General features: G+C 69.4%; 21 protein-coding genes and 5 pseudogenes. 15 read left to right on the forward strand and 11 right to left on the reverse strand.

What is annotated here, in order from left to right:
• The first annotated feature begins 572 nt into the window (after window positions 1–572).
• On the forward strand, window positions 573–2978 hold the full coding sequence (locus tag OHS71_RS39635) for an Orn/Lys/Arg decarboxylase N-terminal domain-containing protein (protein WP_328484144.1): 2406 nt from the start codon (window positions 573–575) through the stop codon (window positions 2976–2978).
• Window positions 2979–3319: 341 nt separating this feature from the next.
• Here OHS71_RS39635 and OHS71_RS39640 read toward each other — a convergent pair whose 3' ends face one another.
• From OHS71_RS39640 to OHS71_RS39650, 3 genes are all read right to left on the reverse strand, one after another.
• Window positions 3320–4480 carry a S1 family peptidase gene (locus tag OHS71_RS39640; RefSeq protein ID WP_328484145.1) on the reverse strand — a complete coding sequence of 387 codons (1161 nt, stop codon included), beginning with the start codon at window positions 4478–4480 and terminating at the stop codon, window positions 3320–3322.
• A 597-nt stretch (window positions 4481–5077) separates the two neighbouring features.
• On the reverse strand, window positions 5078–5461 hold the full coding sequence (locus OHS71_RS39645; RefSeq protein ID WP_328484146.1) for a hypothetical protein: 384 nt from the start codon (window positions 5459–5461) through the stop codon (window positions 5078–5080).
• Window positions 5462–5668: 207 nt separating this feature from the next.
• Complete coding sequence (locus tag OHS71_RS39650; RefSeq protein ID WP_328484147.1) at window positions 5669–6316, reverse strand: dihydrofolate reductase family protein; 648 nt, start codon at window positions 6314–6316, stop codon at window positions 5669–5671.
• A gap of 604 nt (window positions 6317–6920) precedes the next feature.
• On the opposite strand from OHS71_RS39650, the gene rpmG reads away from it, so the two are divergent.
• Genes rpmG through ykgO form a run of 3 tightly spaced genes read left to right on the forward strand, consistent with a single transcriptional unit; the run spans window position 6921 to window position 7565 of the window.
• Window positions 6921–7085, forward strand: a complete 165-nt coding sequence (gene rpmG, locus OHS71_RS39655; protein WP_328484148.1) for a 50S ribosomal protein L33 — start codon at window positions 6921–6923, stop codon at window positions 7083–7085.
• 45 nt (window positions 7086–7130) lie between these two features.
• Window positions 7131–7391 (forward strand): type B 50S ribosomal protein L31, encoded by a 261-nt coding sequence (locus tag OHS71_RS39660; protein ID WP_328484149.1) that lies wholly within the window; start codon window positions 7131–7133, stop codon window positions 7389–7391.
• A gap of 51 nt (window positions 7392–7442) precedes the next feature.
• Window positions 7443–7565, forward strand: a complete 123-nt coding sequence (ykgO, locus tag OHS71_RS39665; RefSeq protein ID WP_310437034.1) for a type B 50S ribosomal protein L36 — start codon at window positions 7443–7445, stop codon at window positions 7563–7565.
• A 519-nt stretch (window positions 7566–8084) separates the two neighbouring features.
• Here ykgO and OHS71_RS41455 read toward each other — a convergent pair.
• A pseudogene (locus tag OHS71_RS41455) lies at window positions 8085–8348 on the reverse strand (RNA polymerase subunit sigma-70); the annotation flags it as partial.
• Window positions 8341–8925 (reverse strand): annotated as a pseudogene (locus tag OHS71_RS39670) (NAD(P)/FAD-dependent oxidoreductase); the annotation flags it as partial. The pseudogenes OHS71_RS41455 and OHS71_RS39670, both read right to left, overlap by 8 nt.
• A 254-nt stretch (window positions 8926–9179) precedes the next feature.
• Here OHS71_RS39670 and OHS71_RS39675 point away from each other — a divergent pair.
• The 6 genes and pseudogenes from OHS71_RS39675 to OHS71_RS39700 all read left to right on the forward strand — a co-directional run bounded on the left by OHS71_RS39675 (window position 9180) and on the right by OHS71_RS39700 (window position 13998).
• On the forward strand, window positions 9180–9650 hold the full coding sequence (locus tag OHS71_RS39675) for a hypothetical protein (protein WP_328484150.1): 471 nt from the start codon (window positions 9180–9182) through the stop codon (window positions 9648–9650).
• Between the two features lie 397 nt (window positions 9651–10047).
• Window positions 10048–10644: a GNAT family N-acetyltransferase gene (locus tag OHS71_RS39680; RefSeq protein WP_328484151.1), complete on the forward strand. Its 597-nt coding sequence runs from the start codon at window positions 10048–10050 to the stop codon at window positions 10642–10644.
• 525 nt (window positions 10645–11169) lie between these two features.
• Window positions 11170–11643, forward strand: a complete 474-nt coding sequence (locus OHS71_RS39685; RefSeq protein ID WP_328484152.1) for a nuclear transport factor 2 family protein — start codon at window positions 11170–11172, stop codon at window positions 11641–11643.
• 279 nt (window positions 11644–11922) lie between these two features.
• Window positions 11923–12438, forward strand: coding sequence for a GNAT family N-acetyltransferase (locus OHS71_RS39690; protein WP_328484153.1), 516 nt, complete (start codon window positions 11923–11925; stop codon window positions 12436–12438).
• Window positions 12439–12601: 163 nt separating this feature from the next.
• Window positions 12602–12795, forward strand: a pseudogene (locus OHS71_RS39695) (transposase); the annotation flags it as partial.
• A gap of 336 nt (window positions 12796–13131) precedes the next feature.
• Window positions 13132–13998, forward strand: coding sequence for a GNAT family N-acetyltransferase (locus OHS71_RS39700; protein WP_328484154.1), 867 nt, complete (start codon window positions 13132–13134; stop codon window positions 13996–13998).
• 673 nt (window positions 13999–14671) lie between these two features.
• Here OHS71_RS39700 and OHS71_RS39705 read toward each other — a convergent pair.
• On the reverse strand, window positions 14672–15790 hold the full coding sequence (locus OHS71_RS39705) for a fatty acid desaturase family protein (protein WP_328484155.1): 1119 nt from the start codon (window positions 15788–15790) through the stop codon (window positions 14672–14674).
• 7 nt (window positions 15791–15797) lie between these two features.
• On the reverse strand, window positions 15798–16853 hold the full coding sequence (locus OHS71_RS39710; RefSeq protein WP_328484156.1) for a ferredoxin reductase: 1056 nt from the start codon (window positions 16851–16853) through the stop codon (window positions 15798–15800).
• Window positions 16854–16939: 86 nt separating this feature from the next.
• Between OHS71_RS39710 and OHS71_RS39715 the strand changes: the two genes are divergently transcribed.
• Complete coding sequence (locus tag OHS71_RS39715) at window positions 16940–18079, forward strand: PucR family transcriptional regulator (RefSeq protein WP_328484157.1); 1140 nt, start codon at window positions 16940–16942, stop codon at window positions 18077–18079.
• A 124-nt stretch (window positions 18080–18203) separates the two neighbouring features.
• Here OHS71_RS39715 and OHS71_RS39720 read toward each other — a convergent pair whose 3' ends face one another.
• Window positions 18204–18725 (reverse strand): MarR family winged helix-turn-helix transcriptional regulator, encoded by a 522-nt coding sequence (locus tag OHS71_RS39720; RefSeq protein WP_328484158.1) that lies wholly within the window; start codon window positions 18723–18725, stop codon window positions 18204–18206.
• Between the two features lie 113 nt (window positions 18726–18838).
• Between OHS71_RS39720 and OHS71_RS39725 the strand changes: the two genes are divergently transcribed.
• The 3 genes and pseudogenes from OHS71_RS39725 to OHS71_RS39735 form a co-directional block, all read left to right on the forward strand.
• Complete coding sequence (locus tag OHS71_RS39725) at window positions 18839–19684, forward strand: alpha/beta fold hydrolase (protein WP_328484159.1); 846 nt, start codon at window positions 18839–18841, stop codon at window positions 19682–19684.
• A 217-nt stretch (window positions 19685–19901) separates the two neighbouring features.
• Window positions 19902–20014, forward strand: a pseudogene (locus OHS71_RS39730) (transposase); the annotation flags it as partial.
• A gap of 144 nt (window positions 20015–20158) precedes the next feature.
• Window positions 20159–20266 (forward strand): annotated as a pseudogene (locus tag OHS71_RS39735) (IS5/IS1182 family transposase); the annotation flags it as partial.
• A gap of 40 nt (window positions 20267–20306) precedes the next feature.
• Here OHS71_RS39735 and OHS71_RS39740 read toward each other — a convergent pair.
• The gene (locus OHS71_RS39740; protein ID WP_328484160.1) at window positions 20307–20711 is read right to left on the reverse strand and encodes a hypothetical protein; all 405 of its coding nucleotides are present in this window, start codon (window positions 20709–20711) and stop codon (window positions 20307–20309) included.
• A 463-nt stretch (window positions 20712–21174) separates the two neighbouring features.
• Between OHS71_RS39740 and OHS71_RS39745 the strand changes: the two genes are divergently transcribed.
• Complete coding sequence (locus OHS71_RS39745; RefSeq protein WP_328484161.1) at window positions 21175–21669, forward strand: NUDIX domain-containing protein; 495 nt, start codon at window positions 21175–21177, stop codon at window positions 21667–21669.
• A gap of 14 nt (window positions 21670–21683) precedes the next feature.
• On the opposite strand, the gene OHS71_RS39750 is transcribed toward OHS71_RS39745, so the two are convergent.
• Entirely contained in the window at window positions 21684–21848 is a 165-nt protein-coding gene (locus OHS71_RS39750; RefSeq protein ID WP_328484162.1) for a hypothetical protein, read from the reverse strand.
• Window positions 21849–22267: 419 nt separating this feature from the next.
• Window positions 22268–22774, reverse strand: coding sequence for a hypothetical protein (locus OHS71_RS39755; protein WP_328484163.1), 507 nt, complete (start codon window positions 22772–22774; stop codon window positions 22268–22270).
• Window positions 22775–23285 lie beyond the last annotated feature (511 nt).

The following is a 23285-nucleotide window of genomic DNA, read 5'->3' on the forward strand; positions in this document are numbered from 1 at the left end:
GGCCGGTGCGGCGAGAGTGCGTGCCGGGCGTCGCGACGGGGCGAACGTTGCCTGTCGCGGCACTAGCGGGCGGCCCGACAACGCAGGACACCGAACGCGCCCCGCTCACGGCGGGTGAGCAGTTCACCGGCACGTTTTCCGGGAGACGTCCCGCCGCCCCCGGCGCGCCCGGCCACGTCTCGGGGAGCGAAGCCGGCCCCTGGTGGCCGCGCTGGTGCGACGGCCTGCTGGTCGGCGACGGCCAGTGTCTGCGGGCAGGTTGCCGCGTGCTGCCGAGGGTGCCCGCACACAGGCCCGGCCACAGGCTCGCACAGAGCACCGGCGCGGGGCGTCGCGCGAACGCTGCGCTGAGCACGCCGTTCGCCGACACCGGGAGTCTGCCGGTCACACGGCGGCCTCACGTCCCGGTTCTCGCTCCGCCTCGGGGCCGGGACCCCACGCGTCAGCCGCGGCTGGTGCCGTTCCGCCCCGTGGGTGGTTTGAGGCCGTGCGGCCACGAGCGCGCCCCGATCCCCTCGGAGACTGGGCGGGGCGGCGCGCCGCCGCCGCGAGGGGACTCATGGAGGGGACTCATGACCGACAACAAGCTTCTGGTCGCCGTACGGGAGCACCCACGCGACGAGGGCGTAGGCGCCGGACAGTTGGTGCGCATCCGGGAGGCGATCGAGGCGCGGGGGTTCGATGTCCGGTGGGCGGTCGACGCCGCCGACGCGCAGGCGGTGCTGCGGACGGAGGCAGGACTGACCGCAGCACTGGTCGCCTGGGAGCTGCCGGACCCAGGGGCCACGGAGAGTGAACCCGGTGGCGCAAAGGTGCTGCGCTCCATCGGCCGACGCTTCCGGGACCTGCCCGTCTTCCTGGTCATGACTGAAGACGCCGTACAGGACCTGCCGCTGTGGGTGTCGGAGTCGGTCGTGGGGTACGTGTGGCCGCTGGAGGACACACCGGGGTTCATCGCGGGCCGGATCACCACCGCCGCCCGCACCTACCGGGAAGCTGTCCTGCCGCCCTTCTTCCGCGCGCTGCGCCGCTTCGACGACGCACACGAGTACTCCTGGCACACCCCGGCTCACTCCGGCGGCGTCGCCCTGCTGAAGTCGCCCGCGGGGCGGGCCTTCCACGACTACTTCGGGGAGCGGTTGCTGCGCAGCGACCTGTCGATCTCCGTCGGTGAACTCGGGTCGCTGTTCGAGCACACCGGTCCGATCGGCGAGGCGGAGCGCAACGCGGCCCGGGTCTTCGGGGCAGCCCTCACGTACTTCGTTCTGCACGGGGACTCCACCTGCAACCGTGTGGTCGGTCACTTCAGCGTCACCCGGGACGAGATCGCGCTGGTGGACCGCAACTGCCACAAGTCGGTGCTGCACGGGCTGGTCGTGTCCGGCGCACGCCCGGTCTATCTCATCCCGACTCGAAACGGCTACGGGCTGGCGGGGCCGCTGCCCCCTGTGGAACTCGCGCCCGACTCGGTGGCCGCCCGGATCGCGGCGAACCCCCTGGCCGAGCATGCGTCGTCGCCCGACGCCCAGTATGCCGTCTTCACCAACTCCACCTACGACGGCCTGTGTTACGACGCGGTGGCGGCGGCGCGGGCACTCGCCGTGAGTACTCCCCGGGTGCACTTCGACGAGGCGTGGTTCGCCTACGCCCGGTTCCACCCGCTCTACGCGGGCCGCTACGGCATGTCGGTGGACGAGGACGCCTTCCCCGGCCCGGACCGCCCGACGGTCTTCGCGACACAGTCCACCCACAAGCTGCTGGCCGCACTCTCGCAGAGCGCCATGGTCCACGTGACACCCGCTCCACGGGCGCCCGTCGAACACGACCGGTTCAACGAGGCGTTGATGATGCATGGCACCACCTCCCCGTTCTACCCGATGATCGCCTCCCTGGACGTCGCGACGGCCATGATGGATGGGCCGCAGGGCCGCTGGCTGCTCGACGAGGCGGTGACCGAAGCGGTCCGGTTCCGACAGGAGATGGTGCGCATCCGGCACCGTGTCGAGGAGGCCGACGACCGGCCGTCGTGGTTCTTCGGGGTGTGGCAGCCCGAGACGGTCACCGATCCGGCCACCGGCGCCCGGCTGCCGTTCGAGGAGGCACCGGCCGACCTGCTGCGCACCGAGCCGTCCTGCTGGCACCTGGCGCCCGGCGCCGACTGGCACGGATTCCCCGGCCTGACCGACGGCTACTGCATGCTCGACCCGATCAAGGTCACCCTGACCTGCCCCGGCATCGACGCGACGGGACGGACGCACGCCTGGGGCATCCCGGCGCGGGTGCTCACGGAGTACCTGGCGACGCGGAACATCGTCGTGGAGAAGACCGACACCTACACCACGCTCGTGCTGTTCTCCATGGGCATCACCAAGGGCAAGTGGGGGACGCTCCTCGACGCGCTGATGGACTTCAAGGCCCTCTACGACCAGGACGCCCGCCTCGACCGCGTGCTGCCCGCGCTCGTCGCCGAGCACTCCCGGCGCTACGCCGGTCTGACGCTGCGTGAGCTGTGCCAGGACATGCACGACCACTTGCGGTCGGTCCGCCTCGTCGACCTGCTGGACACCGCGTTCCGGGAATTGCCCGAGCCGGTCGCTCCACCCCAGTTGTGCTACCAGCGGCTGGTCCGCGGTGGCACACACCGTGTGCGGCTGGCCGACGCTCCCGGTCAGGTGGCCGCCGCCATGGTCACGGTCACCCCGCCGGGCATTCCCGTCCTCATGCCCGGCGAGAGCGTCGGCGGCCCGGACGGCCCGCTGCTGCGCTACCTCGGGGCCCTCGAGTCCTTCGACCGCCGGTTCCCCGGATTCCGCAGCGAGACCCACGGCGTCACCGTCGACCCGGACACCGGCGACTACCTCATCGAGTGCCTGCTTCCTACGGCCGACAACGCGGTGGAGACGGAAGACGGGCGGGGGAGCGGCGCCGCGACACCCGCCCAGCGCAGCCGTCGGCAGGAGAGCCGGCGGCGCTCGTGAAGTGCCGCCGTCGGGCCCGTGCTTGTGGGGTCTGACGGCGGAGGGCGCGGGGGGCCGCCGGCCGTGCGGGCGGGGCGGTTCCGTTGACGAGCGGCGGCGGAGGAGGACGCTTCGGCGGCGCCCTTCGCGTCGGCCGCCTCGCCGCCATCCCGTTCGGGACGGTACGGCGCCCGCCGGAAGGACGCGCCGGCCGCCGCCGCGCGATCTGCACCGCCGTCGCCCGGGGGACACCTCCAGGTGTCCCGCCGAGCGACTTCATCAGGGGCCGGTCACGTTCGCCACAAGGCGAATGGCGGTCAGCGACTCCAACCCCCGGTTCAGGGACCGGACCCCGGCTGCCGTCAGGCGGTGTGCAGCCTCAGCCCGTACCGGTTGAGGATCTCGTTGACCGGCTGGAACCAGGTCTGCCCGCCGCTGGAGCAGTTCCCCCAGCCGCCGGAGGTGACGCCCTGGGCCTGGTCACCGGTGATGAACGAACCGCCCGAGTCGCCGCCCTCGGCACACACGCTGGTCTTGGTCAGCTGGTACACCGCACCCTGGCTGTAGTTGACCGTCTCGTTCCTGGCCAGCACGTTGCCGCAGTGCCAGTGGGTCGTGGAGCCCGACCGGCAGACGGAGCTGCCGACGAGGGCCTCGTTCGACCCGCGGACCAGCTGGTCCGGGACCGTTCCCCAGCCCAGCACGACGGGCACGGTCCACCAGCCGCTGCCCACGTTCACCCAGGCGTAGTCGTCGCCCGGGAACGACGAGCCCTGGAAGTTGCCGACGTAGGAGCGGTCCCATCCGTAGACGCTCTGGCCGGCTCCGCCGCAGTGCCCGGCGGTGACGAACCCGCCGTACACCGAGAAGCCTATGGAACAGCGGACGTTGCCGGTGTAGTACGGGTCGCCGCCGACCGTGCCCGCGGCGAAGGTGCGGGGTGCCGAGGCCACCGTCTTCACGGTGATCGGGCCGGCCTTGCGGGCCTGGTCAAGGAAGCGCTGGACATCGTTGTCGGAGGTCTTGTCCTCGACCACCCCGACCACGAGCGAGTTGGCCGCGGGGTCGACGTACCAGTTGCTCACGCCGTCCGGCGCGGTCTGCCGGTCGATGCGGGACTTGGCTGTATCGAGGGTGCGGGCGCTGTACTCGACCGTGCGCACGGCGGCGCCCGTGGCCCGTACCGCCCGGACGGTCGATGCGGAGGCGGCCGCGGTGACGGCGACCGTCAGCTGGTTCGCCCCGGCGTCGAACCATGAGCCGCCGTAGGCGTTCCCGGCCGCGTCACGCGCCTTGGGCTCCAGGTCGGCGGCGGTGCGTTCCGCGGCGAGACGCTCCCGCGCCTCGCTCGCGGTCAGGCCGAGGTCGCGCTGCATCGCGGTGAGCAGGCCCGCGCTGAACGGCCTGGACGCGGCCGAGGCGGGGGAGTCGCTCGCCGCCGCCGGCAGGGCCGAGCCGGTCGTCCAGCTGCTGGTCAGGAGCAGGACGGCCAGTCCTGCGAGCTTGAGTCTGCTGTGTCTCACGGGAGTTGCCCTTCGTCGTTCCAACGAGGCGGGGGTGGAACAACCGCGGTGTGAGAGCGCTCTCATGCGGGTCTCTTTCGACACTAGCTATCCGACGTTGTCAGGTCCATACCAATGCCGCACGGCGTGGAAGGAGCTACCGGCGGACAACTGCCCGGGAGGAGGGCTCCGCTCACGTCCAGGAGGAGCAGCGCCTCCGTCGATGTGACTGCTGACCAGTCGGCGATCCGACAGGTCGAGCCGCAGGTGTACGGGTCGAAATTGGCGTACGTCCTTGTGGAGGTGAGCGCGTCGCCCCTGGTGCGGGAGGTGCCTGAGTGACGGTCGGCCCTGCTGGACGAGGCCGTGGAAGTGGCGAAAGCCCTCGATATGTCGAACCCGTACCGGGGGAAGGCGCTGGCGAGGGCCCTGACCGCCAGGCAGCGGGAGCTGGAGGGCCGCCCGGCGCAGCCGCTCACGCCCGACGGACAGGAGAAGCGGCGGACCTTCAGGGGCTGGACTCTCCTGCGACGACTCGTGCAGTCGACCATCGATCACGACGACCCTGAGGCCCGTCAAGTCGTCGGCACGACAACGAGCGCTGCGGCCCCGCAGCGCTCAACCTCGCGGGCACTTCGCACGCTCCAGAGCCTTGCGAGCGGCGAGGTGGCCGGCGATCTTGAACGCCAGTTCGTGAGAGCCGAACGTATCGGCACGGGCACGCCGCAGCACCACCCGGGTGGCGATCACCACGTTGTGCTCGGGCAAGTTCAGCTGCTCCTCGATCCCCCTGGCTGCGGCCGTGAAGAAGCGCGGTAGATCCTCGGCGCGTTCGTAGTCCACCGTCAGCTCTTGGGCTGCCTCGAAGGCGAAGCCCTCGCCGGCGGGCTCGAAATCCACCTCTATCTCTGCGAAATGCGGCGCGCAGTTCTGCTTCCGGTGCAGCACGCACACCCCCCGGATCGGATACGGCGGAAACGGGGGCAGCAGCGCTGGCGTCATGCCCGCAACGCTACCTCCGGGGAGGTCGAGCTCGCGGTCGGGGACGTACCTCGTCGTGCCTGTCCGTGCCCACACCGAGAGCGGCTCGGGCCGCCGCGAGCCGCTGCCCGGACTCGGCTGTCCACGCTGTGCCCGTGCGGACCTTGCCTTTCCCCCTCCTGGAGCCCTCGCGTGGGCCGTGCGCAGGTTCCCGAATCGTCTCGCTCGTCACTTACGCCAGAACAGATGGTGCGTCACGCCGCTCGGACTGGGCACGACCTCCATGTGGAACCGGTCCAGCAGCTGGTCGGGTGAGTCCCAGAGGCGCAGCCCGGACCCGAGCTCCACCGGCGCGACCACCACATGCAGGGTGTCGACGAGGTCGGCGTCGAGGAACTGCCGGATCGTGCTCACACCGCCACCGAGCCGGACGTCCTTGCCCTGAGCGGCCTCCCGCGCCTGCGCGAGAACGGCGGCGGGCTCGCCGTCCACGAAATGGAACGTGGTGTCGGACAGCGTGAACGACGGACGCTCGTGGTGGGTCATGACGAACACCGGGGTGTGGAAGGGCGGCTCGTCACCCCACCAGCCGCGCCACTGGTGGTCCTGCCACGGGCCGCGCTGGGGACCGAACTTGTTGCGGCCCATGATCTCGGCGCCGATGTTGCGGCTGAAGTCCCGGGTGAAGTAGTCGTCGAGGCCCTGGCTTCCCCCGGGGTCCGTGCGGTTGGGCCAGCTCGCCGTGGCACCGGCCCAGAAGAAGAGTTTTCCCGGATCGATGTCGTGGCCGAAGGGCCGTTCCAGGCTCTGCCCCTCGCCGGCAGCGATGCCGTCGCTCGAGATGGTGAAGTTCTGCACCCGCAGCAGCTGATCCATGTCTTTCCTCATCAGGTTCCGTCGACTCCCGTAGGGCGATGTGTCCTACATCAGGATGTCGAACGGGACGTGCCTGGATCGACAGCGGCGCCCGAGTTCTTTCCGAGCGTGTCCCGTGCGAGCGTTCACCTGCGTCATTCGGCGGTATCCCGGTATCAAGGGCTCGCTCTGTGAGGGGGAGACAGGCCGGCCCCACTGCCCCTGGGGGAGGGGGCGTGGGGCCGGCGCGCGCTCGAACGGCCGGGGGGAGGGCATCGTGTCGAGCTCGTATTCGCCTGCTGCCCCCGGTCGAGAGATGTATGCACGTTTTTTTGCGCGCCTTTTCGCTTCGGCTTGTCCGCTGGGTCGACGACGCCGTTGGCGCGGATCGGCGCGGATCGGCGCGGATCGGCGAGAGGAGGCCGGCTCTACGGGGGGCGGCCGGCCGCCCCCCGTAGAGCCGGCCTCCTGCGCGAAGTGACGACAGGGCTGCCTTGGTGGCGTCTGTTGTGCTGCGGCTCAACCGCGGGCCTGGCCGGGAATGCGGTGACCGGAGAGGTTGTTGCACAGCATGAATATGACATGCCCCGGTCAATACGGGGGGTGCGGGTGAAAGGAGGACCCCATGGCGCGCAACAACACGCGTCCCGTGGTCACGCTGAAGTCGACGGCCGGGACCGGCGTCACCTACGTGACCCGCAAGAACCGCAGCAACGACCCCGACCGGCTGGTGCTGCGCAAGTACGACCCGCTCGCCGGGAAGCACATCGCCTTCCGCGAGGAACGCTGAACCAGGCTCCCGCCCCGGCGGACACGCACCAAGGAAGGAAACCCCATGAGGCCCCGCATCCATCCCGAATCCCGGCAGGTCGCCTTCCGCGACCGCGCCGCGAACGCCCTCTTCCTCACCCGCTCCACAGCGACCTCGGCCCGGACGATCGAGTGGGAGGACGGCAACACCTACCCGCTGATCGACGTCGACATCTCCTCGGCGAGTCACCCGTTCTACACCGGGACCTCAAGGGTCGTGGACACCGCCGGGCGGGTGGAACGGTTCGAGCGCCGGTACGGCCGCGCGGCCACGGCCCAGGCCTGACCTGACCTGAGCTGACCGCGGGCCGTCGTCCAGAAAGAAGGGAAGCAGACCATGAAGGTACGTAAGTCGCTGCGCGCACTGAAGTCCAGACCAGGGGCCCAAGTGGTCCGCCGTCGCGGCGTGGTCTTCGTCGTCAACAAGAAGAACCCCCGCTTCAAGGCACGCCAGGGCTGACCACACGCCCGCCGAGTCGGCCGGGCCGCACGCCGAGCCGGCCGGGCCGCACGCCGAGCCGGCCGGGCCGCACGCCGCGCGGCCGCGCCGTCCGCGCCAGGGATCGCGCCCCGGCCGGTGAAAAGGGGCGGGAATGCCCACAGGGCGGACTGTGTTGTGAACCATGTGGCCGTGGAGGGGACAGTGTCCCCGGGCCTCACCTATAGCCTGCGGGGACGATCGTCCGGCTGAAGCCCCGCAGAGCCTTTCGCCGCGTAGGCGACCGCCCTCCACGACCACACCCTTTCGTCCGCGGCCCCGGGCCGGCGTTCTCGCCGCCCCGGGGCCGCACCCGGTTCCGCACCGCACCCAGTCAGCTCGATGCCGGTTCCGTCGTCGACGTCCTCATCCCGATGACCGTCGCGAAGGCACGGCTACGGGCGCTCGACGGATCCGCGAGGCGAAGGCGCGATCCGCGACGGACGGTACGAGCACGCTGTCGCCTCGCCCGTGCGGCCCTCGATCCCGTGTCGGCGTTGGTCACCACCGGGCGATGAGCGGCGTGTCCGGTCCGTATTGCCGCCAGGCTTCGGCGAGGCGGACGAGGCGGGTGGGGGCGGCGATGCCGCGCACGGCTGCGATCTTTCCTCCGGTGACGTCGAACGTCACGGCGCCCACGACCTGGTCGTCGAGCACGAAGAGTATGGCGGGGGCACCGTTGACGAGCGCGTAGTGGACGGCGGGCGTGCCGCCGAGGAGCCGCCGTTTCGCGGGTGTGGGCTTGAAACCGGCCCGTGTGGCTGCGGGCTCCGGCGGAGAGCTGGGCGCCCAGCTCTCCCCGGGCGACCAGCGTCACCGACAGGCCGGGCCGGGATTCGGCGATCTCCGTGGCGGTCTCGATGCCGGTCAATCCGTCGCCGACGACCAGCACACTCCCGCCTCCGTCCCGCCTGCTCAGGCTGTCCAGGCGCTCGCGCAGGCGCAGCGCGGAGGGCCGGCATGCGACATCGAAGGCGTGCTCGGCCACGCCGGGGACGCCGTGGGTGGTGACGCGGCTGCCGAGCGCGTAGAGAAGCGTGTCGTAGCCGATCTCGCCGCCGCCGTCGGCGTCGGCCACGGCGACGACCTGACGATCGGGGTCGACGGCGGTGACACGGGCCAGGCGCAGACGTATCCCCGTGCCCGCGAAGACGTCGGTGAGCTGTGGAGCCTCGATCTGCCGACCGGCCGCGAGCTGGTGCAGCCGCAGCCGCTGCACGAAGTCCGGCTCGGCGTTGACCACGGTGATCTCGGTGTTCGCCCTGGACAGTCGGCGGGCCAGGGTCCCGGCCACGTACGACCCGGCATAGCCGGCACCGAGGACGACGATGTGGTGCTTCATGTGCTGCTCCTGTCTGCTCGCTTGCCTTCGTGACCTGAGCGGAACAGCGCCCCGATTGCTGACAGGAACTGCATGTGGCGTGCGTCACAGAGCGGCAGGAGTGAAACCTGGCGGCTCATCCGCACGGTGACTCACCGCACATACGTGTGCTGCGGGCGGTTCACGCCCTGGACGCTGGATGCCTGCGTGAACACCGCTCAGCGCCGCTGCTGTACGGCAGGAACGATCGTGTCGGGACCGGAGGCGAGGGTGGGATGATCCTGTCCTCTCCGGTACGCCTGGCGGCGCCGCGCCTACCGGATCGCACCGACGAGGAAGACGAAGGATCGATGATGCTGAGCGTGGGCCAACGGGTGCGGCTGGCGGCGGACCTCCGGTTGGCCGGGTCGGCGACCCCGGCCGAGGATCCCCCGCAGGAGACGGGTGCCTTCACCGCTTCTGTGGCCCTGGCAGCAGGTATCGAAGGCACTGTCGAGCGTGTGGACGAGCACCACCGGCAGCAGAGCCACGAGGTCCGGGAGTACCTGCGCCTCAAGTCGCTCCTCGACGACTTCGGCCATCAGATGCCGCCGGAGAGCAGAAAGCAACTGGAGGAGCAGGTGGGGGCCTTGGAAGAGCATTGGGCCGCACACCAGCGACGGATGCTCCGCGTCACGGTCCGCGTCCGGCTCGACAACGGATTCGTCCTCGACGAAGCCCCCGAGGAGGCTTTCGCCTCTGCCTGACCGGCGTCTCGCCCTCCACGCCAGGTCTGTCGAAGGGCCGTGCCGGGCAGCACGATGTGTGCCTTGGTCGCCCCACACGCCGCTTGCGGCTCGGTCGGCGTGTAGAGGACGCGCACGTCCCGACCGGCGGCCAGTTCGGCACAGGCGCTCCGTACCCGAGGCGTGATCTCGACTCGGCGGGCGTGGAGATCCGTGCACTCGACCACGGGGACGTGGTCCGGTTCGTCGCTGCCGAACACCGGCACCTGCCTGACGACGATTCCCTCGGTACATACGCCGTGCTTGCGTTCATCCCCGGCCGGCGCCGGGGCCTTCTGTAAGAGTCCCGGTGAAGGGCTGTTACTTCAGACCGACCGCATTTTGCCCTTGGGCGCGAAATGCGGATACCTTCCGGTCCATGTCTGCCAGGTCCCCATTGCCCACCACGCTCACCGGCCGCCATGTACGTCTTGAGCCACTGGCGACGAGGCATCTCGGCGAGCTGTTCGCGGCTGGAGGCGGTGACGAGTTGGTCTGGCAGTGGCAGGGCGGCCCCGCGCCGCAGACCGAGGAGGAAATGGGTGCGACGCTCACCGTGCTGATGGAGGAGGCCGAGCGGGGCGAATGCGTTCCGTTCGCGGTCATCGACCGGGCCGGTGACCAAGCCATCGGCTGGACCACCTACATGGACATCGACGCAGCCAACGAGCGTCTGGAGATCGGCTGGACGTGGTACGGGCGCGCGTACTGGCGCAGCGCCGTGAACACCGAGGCGAAGCTGCTCCTGCTCACGCATGCGTTCGAAGAACTGGGCATGGGGCGGGTGCAGTTGAAGACCGATCACCTCAACCTTCGCTCTCAGGCGGCCATCGAGCGTATCGGGGCGCAGCGCGAAGGCGTATTGCGCCGCCACCGTCGGCGGCCGGACGGTACCTGGCGGGACACCGTCTACTTCTCCATCCTCGCCGAGGAGTGGCCAGCGGCCAAGAAACGCCTGATCGCCCGCCTCGCCTGACAGCGCTCCGGCGGACAGCGCCAAGAGGTCCCGCGCCAGGCGTCGCCCGGCTGACGCCACTTGCTGCTCGGCACCCAGCGCGCCAGTGTCGCCGGACACGGTACCGGCCCACCTCCGTCGCGACTGTCACCGGCGGATGCGGAGCGGTCATGCCAGGGTAGAGGGCTTCCGCTCAGGCGTGCGGGCCATCACATGCGAGATTGCGGATGCGCACCTCATGACCGTCGGGGAAGCGCAGCCACCGGGCTGTTTCCTCCGTCGACTCCGCCGCACGGCCGTGTCGACCGGCGGCTCGACGAAGCCCTCTCCCATGGCTCTGACGCCCTCCACCTCGCCGAGGTACCGGCCTGGACGAGCAGACGGCGATCCGGTACGCGAACTCCGCCTGCGCTCTCCTGGAGCGACCCGTCGAGAGCGGACTCCGGCTGTCGTGTCATGACGAAGATGGCGTCGCGTCCACGAACCGAGGGAATCGGCAGCAAAATGCCTTCGCGATGCCCCGTGCAGGGCTGGTAGCAATTGACGATGTCGACTGAAGCCCTTGACCCGATGGAACGTCTCTTGGCCGAGCGAGCTTGCGAGCGTCTGATCGTCGAGTTCGTGCGCCGCCTCGACTTGGGAGATCCTGGCAGTGTCGCGGACCTTTTCACGCTCGACGGGGTGTGGGAGTGGCCTCACGGGGACCGCAGGGTGGAGGGGCGTGAGGCGCTCCGCAGCTACTTCGGTTCGCGACCCGCAGACCGGCTGTCACGGCGCATGTCTACGAACATCCTGGTCACGGTTGATTCTGCGTCGGTGGCCACCGCCACCTCCTACTTCGCCACTTACCGGGTCGACGGCTATATCGATGGCATGGTGCCCCCGAGGCTCCCCGCGAACGTGGGCCACTACGAGGACACGTTCCGCAAGGTCGAGGACACCTGGTTCCTGGCCAACCGAGTCACGTTCCTACCATTCGGCGGAGAGACGGTGCGTCTCAGCCACTCCGACCAATCGTGACGGTGGGGCCGAACCCGGCAATTCGGCGACACGTAGGGAGGTCGGCGACCTTGCCCCGCACTGCGATGACGACCGGCAGTTCCCGTTTGCCGGAGCGCACAGCCACTCCGCAGCTCAGCCCACTCTTGACCGCCCCGATGGGGCGATCATTGATACCACTGAGCCTTCGCCAACTTGAGGGCGCAGATCAAGGGGCAGGTGTGCCCCTTGCGCTGAGGACTCACCTTGCGGCGGGAAAAGCAGTTCGGCCTGAGGCGCCCGTGCCATTACGGTGGCGCGGTGGTGCACGTGCGGGAGATGAGTGCGGCCGACATCGAAGCCGTTTCGACGATCCGAGTCCGAGGATGGCAGGCGGCGTACGCCGGCGTTGTTCCTCAGACGTATTTGGATGCCATGACGGTGGAAGGCGATGCCAGTCAACGGCGGCACTGGTTTTCTCAACCCGGACGAAAGACACGAGATCTTGTGGCGCTCGGTGAGCGTGGCCCGGTGGGGTGGATCTGCTTCGGGCCGTGTCGAAGCGAGATGCCCGGCCTGGAACGGGTCGGTGAGGTCTACGCCCTGTACATCTCGCCGGATCTCATTGGCCGGGGCATCGGCCGGATCCTCCTGGGTGAGGCTCATGCGCAGATGAAGGGCCAGGGCTTCGAGGCGTCAGCTTTGTGGGTTCTGGGTGACAACCAACGAGCCCAGCGCTTCTATGAACGGGCCGGTTATCACGCTGACGGTGGCGCTCAGGACGACATCTACGACGGGATCACGCTCACGGAGTTCCGCTACCGGCATGTGTGGTGAGTCGAGCGACGCTTGGCGCACCTTGCCAGTTCGAGGGCCGCCTCTCGCGCCAGGACCAGCTTGTCGGTTCGCACTCACCGTGATCGGGCGGCCTCTCAGGATCACGGCTACGGCCGGCAGGTCGGCGACACGCCGGGGTCGACGTCAGCGTGCGGGCCAAGCTCTGCGCGATCACCCCGGCATGAAGATCGTCTGCCGGGACGGGGCGGCCGCATACGCCGAGGCCGTCCGCCGTGCCCTGCCCGACGCGGTGCGGGTCAGTGACCGATTGCACCTCTGGCGGAAGACCGCGACCACGTCCCGCTCAAGGTCCGCGCGCACACCGGCCGCTGGGGCCGACGTCAACTCGCCCCGCCCTGCCCCGATGGAACTCGCGCTCGCGTCCATCCAACAGTTCAGCATCGACAACGGCCGGCTGCGGACCGCGCTGACGACGCCCACGCCATTGCCGCCCTGCCTCGCAGGCCGCGGAGCGTTCGGCGCCCAGCCGTTGATCACGGGCTCACGTGTACTCGTGAGGGCATTGGCGCGGTTTGCGTACCCGTAGCCGACGCTGCGTTGACGCGTGGGGAGCAGCCCTGGTTGTGCCGTACGGTCACGCCGGGCCCGCGGCTGACCGGGCCAGTTACGTCACGTGGCCGAAAGGCGCTGAGCATGTGCTCCCCGAATCGAGGACATCCGGGAACATGAAGCATGATTCCGGATGACTGGCACCTTACCCAGGACGTCGACGACTTCCTCGCCCGAGCCGGGGACTTCCTGCGCTCCCGCCCCGCCCTGCACAACACGCCGCTGACGGACATCGAGAAACTGCGTATACGCGAGTCGGGCGAACACGACGCCGAAGCTCCCGTCTTCGGCCGACTGGAGTCAGGAGGCGAGGTCCACGCGATCTTCTACCTCACTCCGCGCGGCCGCCTGGGCCTCACCCCCCTCTCCATCGAGCAGACAGACGCCCTCGCCGCTCACCTGGCCGGCCTCGACCACCCGCCCTCCAACGTCATCGCTGACCACCACACTGCCGACGCTTTCGCAGAGTCATGGCAGCAGCACACGAGCGCAGCACCGGTACCTTTCTGGCGGACGCATCTTTACCGTCTCGGCGCGCTCACCCCACCGCAGCCGCGCCCGGCGGGCCGGGGCCGCATCACGGGCGGGCAGGACCGTGAGCAAGTCGTGCGCTGGTGCCGTGAGTTCTGTGTCGATGTCGGGGAGCAGCCCTCCATCGACTTGATCGACGCCGGCTCCTGGGACGACTCACGTTTCGGCGACAGGCACTTCACGTTCTGGGAGACCCCGGACGGCACCCCCGCCTCGATGGCGGCCGCGACCTCCATCGTCGGCGGCATGGTCCGGGTGGACCCCGTCTACACCCCGGCCCACCTGCGGGGCCGCGGCTACGCGGGCGCCGTGACGGTCGAGGCGAGCCGGGCGGCGTTGGCCGCGGGCGCTACGGACGTCGTCCTGTTCACGGACCCGGACAACCCCACCAGCAATGCCCTCTACCAGCGCATCGGGTACGTCCACGTCGCCGACTTCACCGGGTACAAGTTGTTCTGACGGCGCACCACAAGACCGTCGAGGGGCATGATCGACGCTGGCGCACTTGCCATCAACACTGGTTGAGCGTGCCGCGAAGCGGCTGACGAGAGCGATGGCGCGTAAAGATCGGCGCCATGGCCGGTGACGCTCAGTCCCGCCGCCGTCGTTGTCCTCGTCATCGATCCCGACGAGCGCCACCGGATCGACAGATCTGGCCATCCGCACCCCGGCCGACGGACAAGGTCGTACACCGCCGAGATCAGACGCCTTCGCGCAGGTACAGGTCGCGCAGCAGGCCGATCTCGCCGCCGTGATGTGTGACCTCTTTCAGAGCGTGCAGCGCGAGCTTCAGATAGGTCTCGTCGGGCCCATGCCTATCGGCGCCAACAGGCGCTCGTCGCAGAGGACTGCGATACGGGAGATGGAGTGCTCCCAGTCCTCTGCGAGCGCCTGGACGCCCTCTTTGCCGCAGCCTGACAACGAGCATGTCGGGCCCGTCATCAAGGCGGGTGCCGTCAGGCGTTCAGAGGGGGACAACGGACGACACCGGGCCGGTTCCCCCGGGATCCCGTGTCGTACGGTCCGCCGTCACGGTCGCCCACCGTCCGCAACGGATCCCACCGAAACCGGCGGTGCCGCCGGTAAGGCCGGTAAGGCCGGTAAGGCCGAAAACTCTGAACCCCTACCGGGATCAGGCCGCGACGAGTTCCTGCTCGCGGTCCGGCGTCTTGACCTTGGGCTTCTTGTTCGGCAGCGAGAGCCGGAAGACCTTGTGCCAGGCGGAGAACACCTGCTTGGGCAGCGGCCCGGTGACGTATTCCAGCTCGTACTTCTCGAACAACGCGCGCACCTTCACCGCGACCTCGGCGTACCGGTTGCTCGGCAGGTCCGGGAACAGGTGGTGCTCGATCTGGTGCGACAGGTTGCCGGTCATGAAGTGCATGGCCTTGCTGCCGCTGATGTTCGCCGAGCCCATCATCTGGCGCAGGTACCACTGGCCGCGCGTCTCGCCCTTGATCGACCGGCGCTCGAAGACCTGCACGCCCTCGGGGAAGTGCCCGCACATGATCACCGAGTGGGACCAGATGTTGCGGACCAGGTTTGCGGTGAACGTGGCGGCGAGCGTGGGGAGGAACGAGGGGCCCGACAGCAGCGGGTGGATCACGTAGTCCTTGAGCACCTGCTTGCGGATCTTGCGGCCCACGGCTTTGGCCTGCGCGCGGAACTCCGGGTTCTTGCGGCGGCGCTTGTTCAGGTTCTTGCCGAGCTCCAGGTCGTACGCTGCGATGCCGTACTCGAAGAAGCAGGCGTTGAGGAAGTTCCACAGCGGCTGGCCGAGGTGGAACGGGTGCCACCTCTGGTCCTCGTCGACGCGCATGATGCCGTAGCCGAGGTCGTTGTCCTTGCCGATCACGTTGGTGTACGTGTGGTGCAGCTCGTTGTGCGAGTGCTTCCACTGCTCGGACGGCGAGACGTGGTCCCACTCCCAGGTGGTGGAGTGAATCTTCGGATCCCGCATCCAGTCCCACTGGCCGTGCAGGATGTTGTGGCCGATCTCCATGTTGTCCATGATCTTCGCCACGGACAGACCGGCGGTGCCGACCAGCCACGCGGGCGGGAAGATCGAGAACAGCAGCACACCCCTGCTGACCAGTTCGAGCTTGCGCTGCGCCGAGATGACCTTGCGGATGTAGGCGGCGTCCTTCTCGCCGCGTCCGGCGATCACCTCGTCGCGGATCGCGTCCAGCTCGCGGCCGAGCTCCTCGATCTGCTCCGCGGTCAGGTGGGCGGTGGGGTCGATGGCGGTCAAGGTGCTCCTACCGTTCGATGTCGCAGGGGCCCGCCGCGGCGGACACGCAGGTCTGGATGAGGACGCCCGGCTCGGCCTCGGTGATCTCGCCGGTGCGCAGGTCGCGGACGGCGCCCGCCTTGAGCGGTGTGACGCAGCCGAAGCAGATACCCATGCGGCACCCGGAGGGCATGAGCACTCCGGCCTCCTCGCCGATGTCCAGCAACGGCGTGGCGCCGTCGGCGTCGACGGTCTTGCCGGTGGTACTGAACGTGACCTCGCCGCCGTCGCCGGCGACGACGACGCTGGGGCGGAAGCGTTCGGTGTGCAGGCGCTCTCGTACGCCGTGCCCGGTCCAGTGCCCTTCGGCGGCGTCGAGCAGGCCCGCGGGTCCGCAAGCCCAGGTCTCGCGCTCGGCCCAGTCGGGCACGAGCTCGTCGAGACGGGCGACGTCGAGCATGCCCTCCGTGTCGGTGTGCACCTCGGTGAGCCGGAGCTTCTTGTCCGCGGCCAGGTCGTGCAGTTCGCTGCGGAAGATCACGTCCTGCGGCTGTGGCGCGCAGTGGACCATGACGACGTCGTCGAATTCGGTGTCACGCAGCATGCCCATCACGGGCGTGATGCCGCTGCCGGCCGTCAGGTAGAGCACCTTGGCGGGCTTGGCCTGCGGCAGCACGAAGTCACCGGTCGCCTGGTCGAGCTGGATCAGCGTGCCCGGTTTCGCCCTGCGGACCAGGTGGTTGCTGACCTTGCCGTCCGGGATCGCCTTCACGGTGATCGTGACGCGGCCGTCCTGGCGGTCTGTCGGCGAGGTGAGGGAGTAGGCGCGCCACAGGCGCACCCCGTCGACGTCGACCCCGACCCGCACGTACTGACCGGCCGTGTGGCCCCGCCAGCCCGCTCCCGGTCTGATCACGACAGTCGCGGCGTCACCCGTCTCGGGGTGCACGGCCTCGATGCGCCCCCGCAGGTCAGCGCCCGCACGCAGCGGACTGACCAGGTCGAGGTAGTCCGACGGCAGCAGCGGCGTCGTGACCATCTCCAGCAGTTTCCACGCCCTGCTGCGGAGCGCTGTACTCGTCATGGCTCCAGCTTGCTGCGCCTCGAGGCGTAAAGTCCTGACCGCAGGACGTAAATCTGCTCGACTGAATTGTTCGCAGGGAACAAAAAATGAGCCATGCAATCCGGAGGGCCAGCGAACTGGCCCTGGATGAGACGACGGTCACCGTACTTCGGGCCGCGCTGAAGACCACCGCCGACGAGGTCGTCCAGGCGATCATCGACGAGGTCCCTCCCTACGCCAACGCCCTTTCGGGCCACATGGGCGGCACCATCCGCCGAGCCGTCCGCACCGCCCTGGGGCACTACCTGGACCTCGCGAGCGGGAACGCCACGGGCGGCGACGCCGGTGACGCGGCCTACGAGCTGGGCCGCGGCGAGGTGCGCGACGGCCGTTCGATGGACGCCCTGCTCAGCGCCTACCGCGTCGGCGCCCGCGTGGCCTGGCGATGCCTGGCGGCGGGTGCCGTACCCGCAGGTCTGCCCGCCGCCGAGGTCGCCAAGTTCGCCGAGCTGACCTTCGCCTACATCGACGAGCTCTCCGCCGCGAGCGCCGCGGGCCACGCCGACGAACTGGCCGCCCGGGGCAGGGCCCACGAGCGCCACCTGGAACACCTGGCCCGCGACCTCCTCACCGGCGCGAGCCCGGACGTGCTGCTGGCGTCTGCTCAACGGGCCGGGTGGCAGCCTCCGGTTTCGCTGACCGCGGTCCTGCTGCCTGCCGCCCAGGCACGGCCTGCCTACCGCACGCTCGACCCGAGTGCCCTCGTCCTCGACGATCTGCCGGACACCACGGGTGTGCTGCTCGTCCCCGATGCCGACCGATCGCATCTCTTGCGGCAGCTGACCGACCGCACCGCCGTGGTCGGCCCGGCCCGGCCATGGACGCGTGCGTCCGCCTCGTACGCCCGGGCTGTACGCGCGCGCTCCCTCTCCTCTGACATCCGCGACACCGAGGACCACCTGCCCGAGCTGGTGCTGAGCGCCGACGTGGACGCGTTCGCGGACCTGCGTGCCCGAGCCCTCGCACCGCTGCGGACCTTGTCTGCGGCGACCGCACGGCGGCTGGAGGAGACGTTGCGGGCGTGGCTGCTGCACCAGGGCAGGAGGGACGAGGTGGCGGCGGAGCTGTTCGTCCATCCCCAGACCGTCCGGTACCGGATGTCGCAGCTGCGGGAGCTGTTTCCGGATCTCGGGTCGCCGCACCGGGTCCTCGAACTGACGCTGGCGGTCGGTCTTCGGGGCGCCTGACGCGTTGTTCGACCGTCCACGACCACGTCCGCGAGCGGTCCGGGAACGCCGCCTCGTCCTCGGTGTCATGAGCTGGCTCCTGACGCACTCCTCACCGGCGACTGTTCGGGCTGGGCGCCGCTGGTCAGCCCGCGGGGTGACCACGGTGTTGCTTGGGCGTGGTGTGCTCTGCGGCGGCGTCGACGTCGCGGGCGCGGGCGGCGACCGACGGGGTCAGTCGCTGGGCCAGCAGGTCCAGGGCTTGGATGACCTCGCGGATGGTGTCCGGGTGCGGGGTGATGCCGTTCGGGCCGGTCAGGAGCGAGGCGAGGGTGTCGTCGATGGTTGCGGCGCGGACTTCGGCAACACGGGCGGAGGGCGTGGCGGTCGGGTGAACGAGCCGGCGGCGCCGGTCGGCCGGATCGGGTTCTGTGTCGACCGAACCGGCCTGCTCCAGCCGGGCGACGGCGGTGGAGACCTGGCTTTGCGGCAGGCCCGTCCGTGCGGCGATTTCGCCGACTGTCGTCCCTGGGTGGGAGAGGAGATCGCCCAGGACGACGAGCACCGAGCGGGCCGGGCCTGGCGAGCCCGAGGTCGCTGGTGGCATTGCCTGTTCGCCGATCTTCATGAGGGTGCGGCCCAGGAGGAACAGTTCGACTCCGTTCATGCCCGGATAGTACATCCCAATCGATGCATCAAGATTGATGTATCCATTTGGATGCGTTACCGTCGTGGTGTCGGTCGGCAGGTGCCGCCGACAGCCGACAAGGGGGACCCTCCATGCCCACGACCGCCACCATCCGCACGCTCTCTGTCCCCGGCGCCACCCTCCACTTCCAGACAGAGGGCCAGGGCCCCGTCCTCGTTCTCTCCCAGAGCGGCGAGGGCGACGCGGACCGCACGGTCGACCTCGTCCCGTACTTGGCCGACACTTTCACCGTGGTCACCTACGACCGTCGAGGTCTGTCGCGCAGCACACTCGACGACCCTGCCCGCCCCGTCACCATGGCCGACCACGCGGACGACGTCGCCCGGCTGCTCGCCGAAGTCGGTGACGGGCCGGCACTGATGGCCGGGTTCAGCATGGGCGCCGCCATCGGCCTCCGGACCGTGACCCGCCACCCGGGCCTGGTGGGCACACTGATCGCACACGAGCCTGTGATGCCGAACCTGCTGCCCGAGGCGGACCGTGCGGAGCACGTGGCGGAGCTGACAGCCATCCAGGACGCATACACGGCCGGGGGCCTCGAGGCGGCTTTCCCGGCGATCGCCCGCCACCTCGGCATCGACCCGGCGCACGACACGACCGAAGAGGGGCTCACGCCCCAGCCGCTGACGGCCCACCGGAAGGACAACTTCGCGTTCTTCATCGGAACGGAGTTCACGGCCGTCACCACGGACGACCTCGACCGGGCGGAGCCGGTGCGGGCCGCGCGGGCGGCCGGCACGCGGATCATCCCTGCGACGGGCCGGACCACACGGCCGACGGTGCACACCTACCGCTGCGCACTGGCGCTGGCGGCGCAACTGGACACGGAGCCGGTCCAGTTCCCGGGCGGCCACAACGGCAACACTGCGTTCCCCCGTGCGACGGCACAGGTGCTGAAGGACGTACTCGGGCAGTAACTCCTCCAACGGCACACAGTAAGGACCTCCGCCGGAGAGCGTACGGACCCACCTGAAGCATGGAAGTTACCTGACGGCGAGCCAGTCGCGGCCAGGCGCTGTCCGGCGGATCATGTGACTGCCGGATGACCGGCTCGTTGTTCCCGGCGTGGGGCGGGGTGATCTGACGAATGCCGAGTGCGGCCGGTTGGAGCCGCACCTGCCGGCGTAGGGGCAGCGTGGCGGCCGGTGGAGCGATCACCGCAAGGTGATCAACGGGATCCCGTTCCGGGTCAGGACGGCGTCCCGTGGCGTGATCTGCCGGAACGCTACGGCTCCTGGAAGACCGTCGCCGACACCAGCGCACCGACGAGGTCTCTGGCGGGCCCGGGGCGGCCTGACGTGCAAGATCCACCTCGCCGGCGAGGGGCGGTGGACCAACACGCTTGGACCCAGAGCACCACCGCCGTCGCAACGAGGTCGAACGGACCCATCAACCGGCTCAAGAACTCCCGTGCTGTCGCGACCCGTTACGACAAACGGGCCTACGTCTTGCACGGAACCGTCACCGCAGCGACCATCCGTCTATGGCTCCGCTCCTGATCCAGAGGGCAGGGCGGCACCCTGATCAGGGGCGGAACGCTCAGCCCGCGTCGAATGCCGCCTGCAACGCGTCCTCTGTGGGAGCTATGACAACCGCGTTTCCCTGAAGCTCCGCAGGAAGGTGGCCACGCTCATTCTCGTGGAAGATCAGTGCGCCACCGTCCTGAGGGACGATCGAGGCTCCGAGGGCTGCCGCCAGCCGGGCGAGCACGCCGAGCATCGCGCCACGGGCGAAGTGCGTCGCTGTCACGCACGGCATCCCGCTTTCGCCATGGGACTCGTGATACAGGTCCGCTTCGCCCCCGTCCTCCGCGCGTAGCTGGGAAAAGCCCTCTTCCGGACCGCCCGCCACCACGTACGGCTCCGTCACACGGCGGAACCGTTCGGGGTCCAACGCGACAACCTCGCTGTCTACGAACCGGAGCAGGAAGATGCTGTAACTCACGGACACACTCTGCCATCCTCATGATCCGTCAGACACGCCCTAGCGGCGTGTAGGCGCAGGCCGGCGGTGCGGAAGGTGCTCAGGTCGTCCCGGACGACGATGACCGGGCGCCGAGTTGCAGGTGGGCGCGGACCACGGGGTCGCGGTAGTCCTGCCAGGCGAAGCTTTTGCGTGCGTCTTCCAGGAGCGAGTGGAAACGGGACCGGTAGATCAGCCGGGCCCTCTCGCCGACCGCATCACGTCATCAGTTCGGATGCTTGCGGGAATTCGCCTTGGCCTGGGGGACTAGTGCCGCGACAGGCAACGTTCGCCCCGTCGCGACGCCCGGCACGCACTCTCGCCGCACCGGCCGAAAGCCCAGGTACGTCCAGTACGAGGACTTCCGGCCGGCACGCCGAGAGCACCCACCGGACGCCGCTCCTTGACGGGCAAACGTTGCCCGCCGCGGCACTAGCGTGACCGGATGCCATCTGTGCACCTGCGTCATTCAGTGCGCGCGATCATTCTCGACGACGACGACTTCATCCTTCTCTGCCGGTTCGCGATTCCAGAGCCGGCGGGAACGGTGGTGTGGGCGGCTCCCGGCGGAGGGATCGAGCGGGACGAGACGCCGCTTGCGGCGCTGCGCCGCGAACTCCAGGAAGAGGTGGGACTTGCGGTCAGGACCGACCCGCCGCACGTCTGGCATCAGGAAGTCGTGGCCCCTGGACATGCTGCGGGCTACGACGGCGTCGTCAACGACTATTTCCTCGTACGCACCGCCAGGTTCAATCCGCGCGGGACGATGTCCGACGACCAGCTCGCCGCGGAGAACATCAGCGGTCTCAAGTGGTGGCACCCGCGCGAAGTCGCCCGTTATGACGGTCCCGACCTGTTCTCACCCCGCGACCTTGCGACTCCTTTGACGGCATTGATCACCTCCGGTGTTCCAACCGGGCCGGTGCTGCTCGGCCTCTGAGCCGACAGTCCTCGTCATGGCGTGAGCGGGACTCCCTTGTGCAGGAGGGCGAAGCCCGCGCGGCCGGACATCTGGTGTTCGAGCGTCTTGATGCGGTTGATGTGCCTTTCGGCGACGTCCGAGTTCCTGGGCAGGGTCAGGCCGGCGACAACGGCGTCCTGGCCGTGGTCGATGCCCACGGCGAGCGTATGCAGGCTGGGCAGCGGTCCAGGGTCGGGGGATCCGGCCGAGGCAGGAGCCGGCAGGCGCCGGCCACGAGGGTGACGCACCGCATCACCGACCGCACCACCGGCCTCCTCGACGGCCTCGGCGAACCACCCGACGAGTCGGCCGACCGACCAGTGCGGGCCGAGAAAGGCGCGGGTCTTTGACGAACTGGGCGGCGGACTCGCGGGGTTGGAGAGGCCGCTCGGCTCCGATCGGCCGCTAGCGCCGCACACTGTGGACGCGGCAGGAGCGGTGGGCCGTAGACCGTACGGCGTGAAAAGGGGCCCGTTTACCGTGAGTCGGACGGGCCCCTTTTTTCACGCGCCGCGCCGCGCCGCGCTACACCTGGCCCATGCGCGGGTTGCGTGGTCACCGCGCAGCATGTGGGTGGTTACAGGGCGGCCTTCTTGGCGCCGGAGAACGCTGCGAACGCGCCGATGGCGAGGAACAGGAAGGTCATCGGGTCGGCTGTCTCGCTCCAGCCCTTGGTCAGCACGTCGAAGTGCTCGGTGAACAGCGAGGCCGCGGAGACGCCGGTCTCGTCGGCGCCGATCATCGCGATGCCGATGAGCTGGCCGAGGTAGACCGCGCCCAGCGACAGCACGGCGCTGACCACGGGCAGTACCGGGTTGGGGCCGCCGATCTTGCCCGCCGCGAAGCCGATGAGGAAGCCGACACCGACGGCCGCGTAGCCGATCTCGTACTCGGTCGCGCCGACGATCCCGCCGTAGATACCGGCGGTGACCAGCGCCACGACGACGGCGACGACCAGGCCCAGGGCGAGGTTGTTGCGGGCCGGCGCGGCCGGAGGCGTGAACGGCGCCGGGGGAGGCAGGGTGGCACCGGGCTGCTGGGCGAACGGGTTACCCTCGGACGGCGGCGGAGTTGGCTGGGTCATGACAGAATTCCCCCCATGGGACTGCTGCGACGAGTGGCGCGATGTGTGCGCACGAGTGTGCGACAAGGCGCCGAACACTAGCAGGCGAGGCGGCCCTCTTCACCAGGGATTACACGGGCGGTGCGGGTGGGAACCGGCTGACGGGCCCGCGCCGGGAGGTGCAGGAATCGGCGGGGAAGTCGAGGGGAATCGACGGGCAAACTGCTCCCGACGTGATCATGCCGCGCATGCCTTACTCAATGGCGTCGGCGGACTGGCAGGGCTGTCCGAGTCACGAGCCGAGGAGTGTGCCTGGCCCGCGCGTTAACCCGACCGCGCTCGTGGGCCGAACCGAACGTCGAGGCCGAACGTCGAGGCCGGACGGCAGCGTCATCCGGGTGCTCGTGCCCAGTTCCGTTGTCTTCGATCGCGTGACGATCTCGCGTCGGCGGACGCCGAAGTCGAACCTGTGGTGCGTGACCTGGGGGCCTTTCGGCGGCGGAAGTCGACCTGCCGTAGAAGCAACAGGACC

The organism is Streptomyces sp. NBC_00377 (assembly GCF_036075115.1).
In the GTDB taxonomy this organism is placed as follows: Bacteria; Actinomycetota; Actinomycetes; order Streptomycetales; family Streptomycetaceae; genus Streptomyces.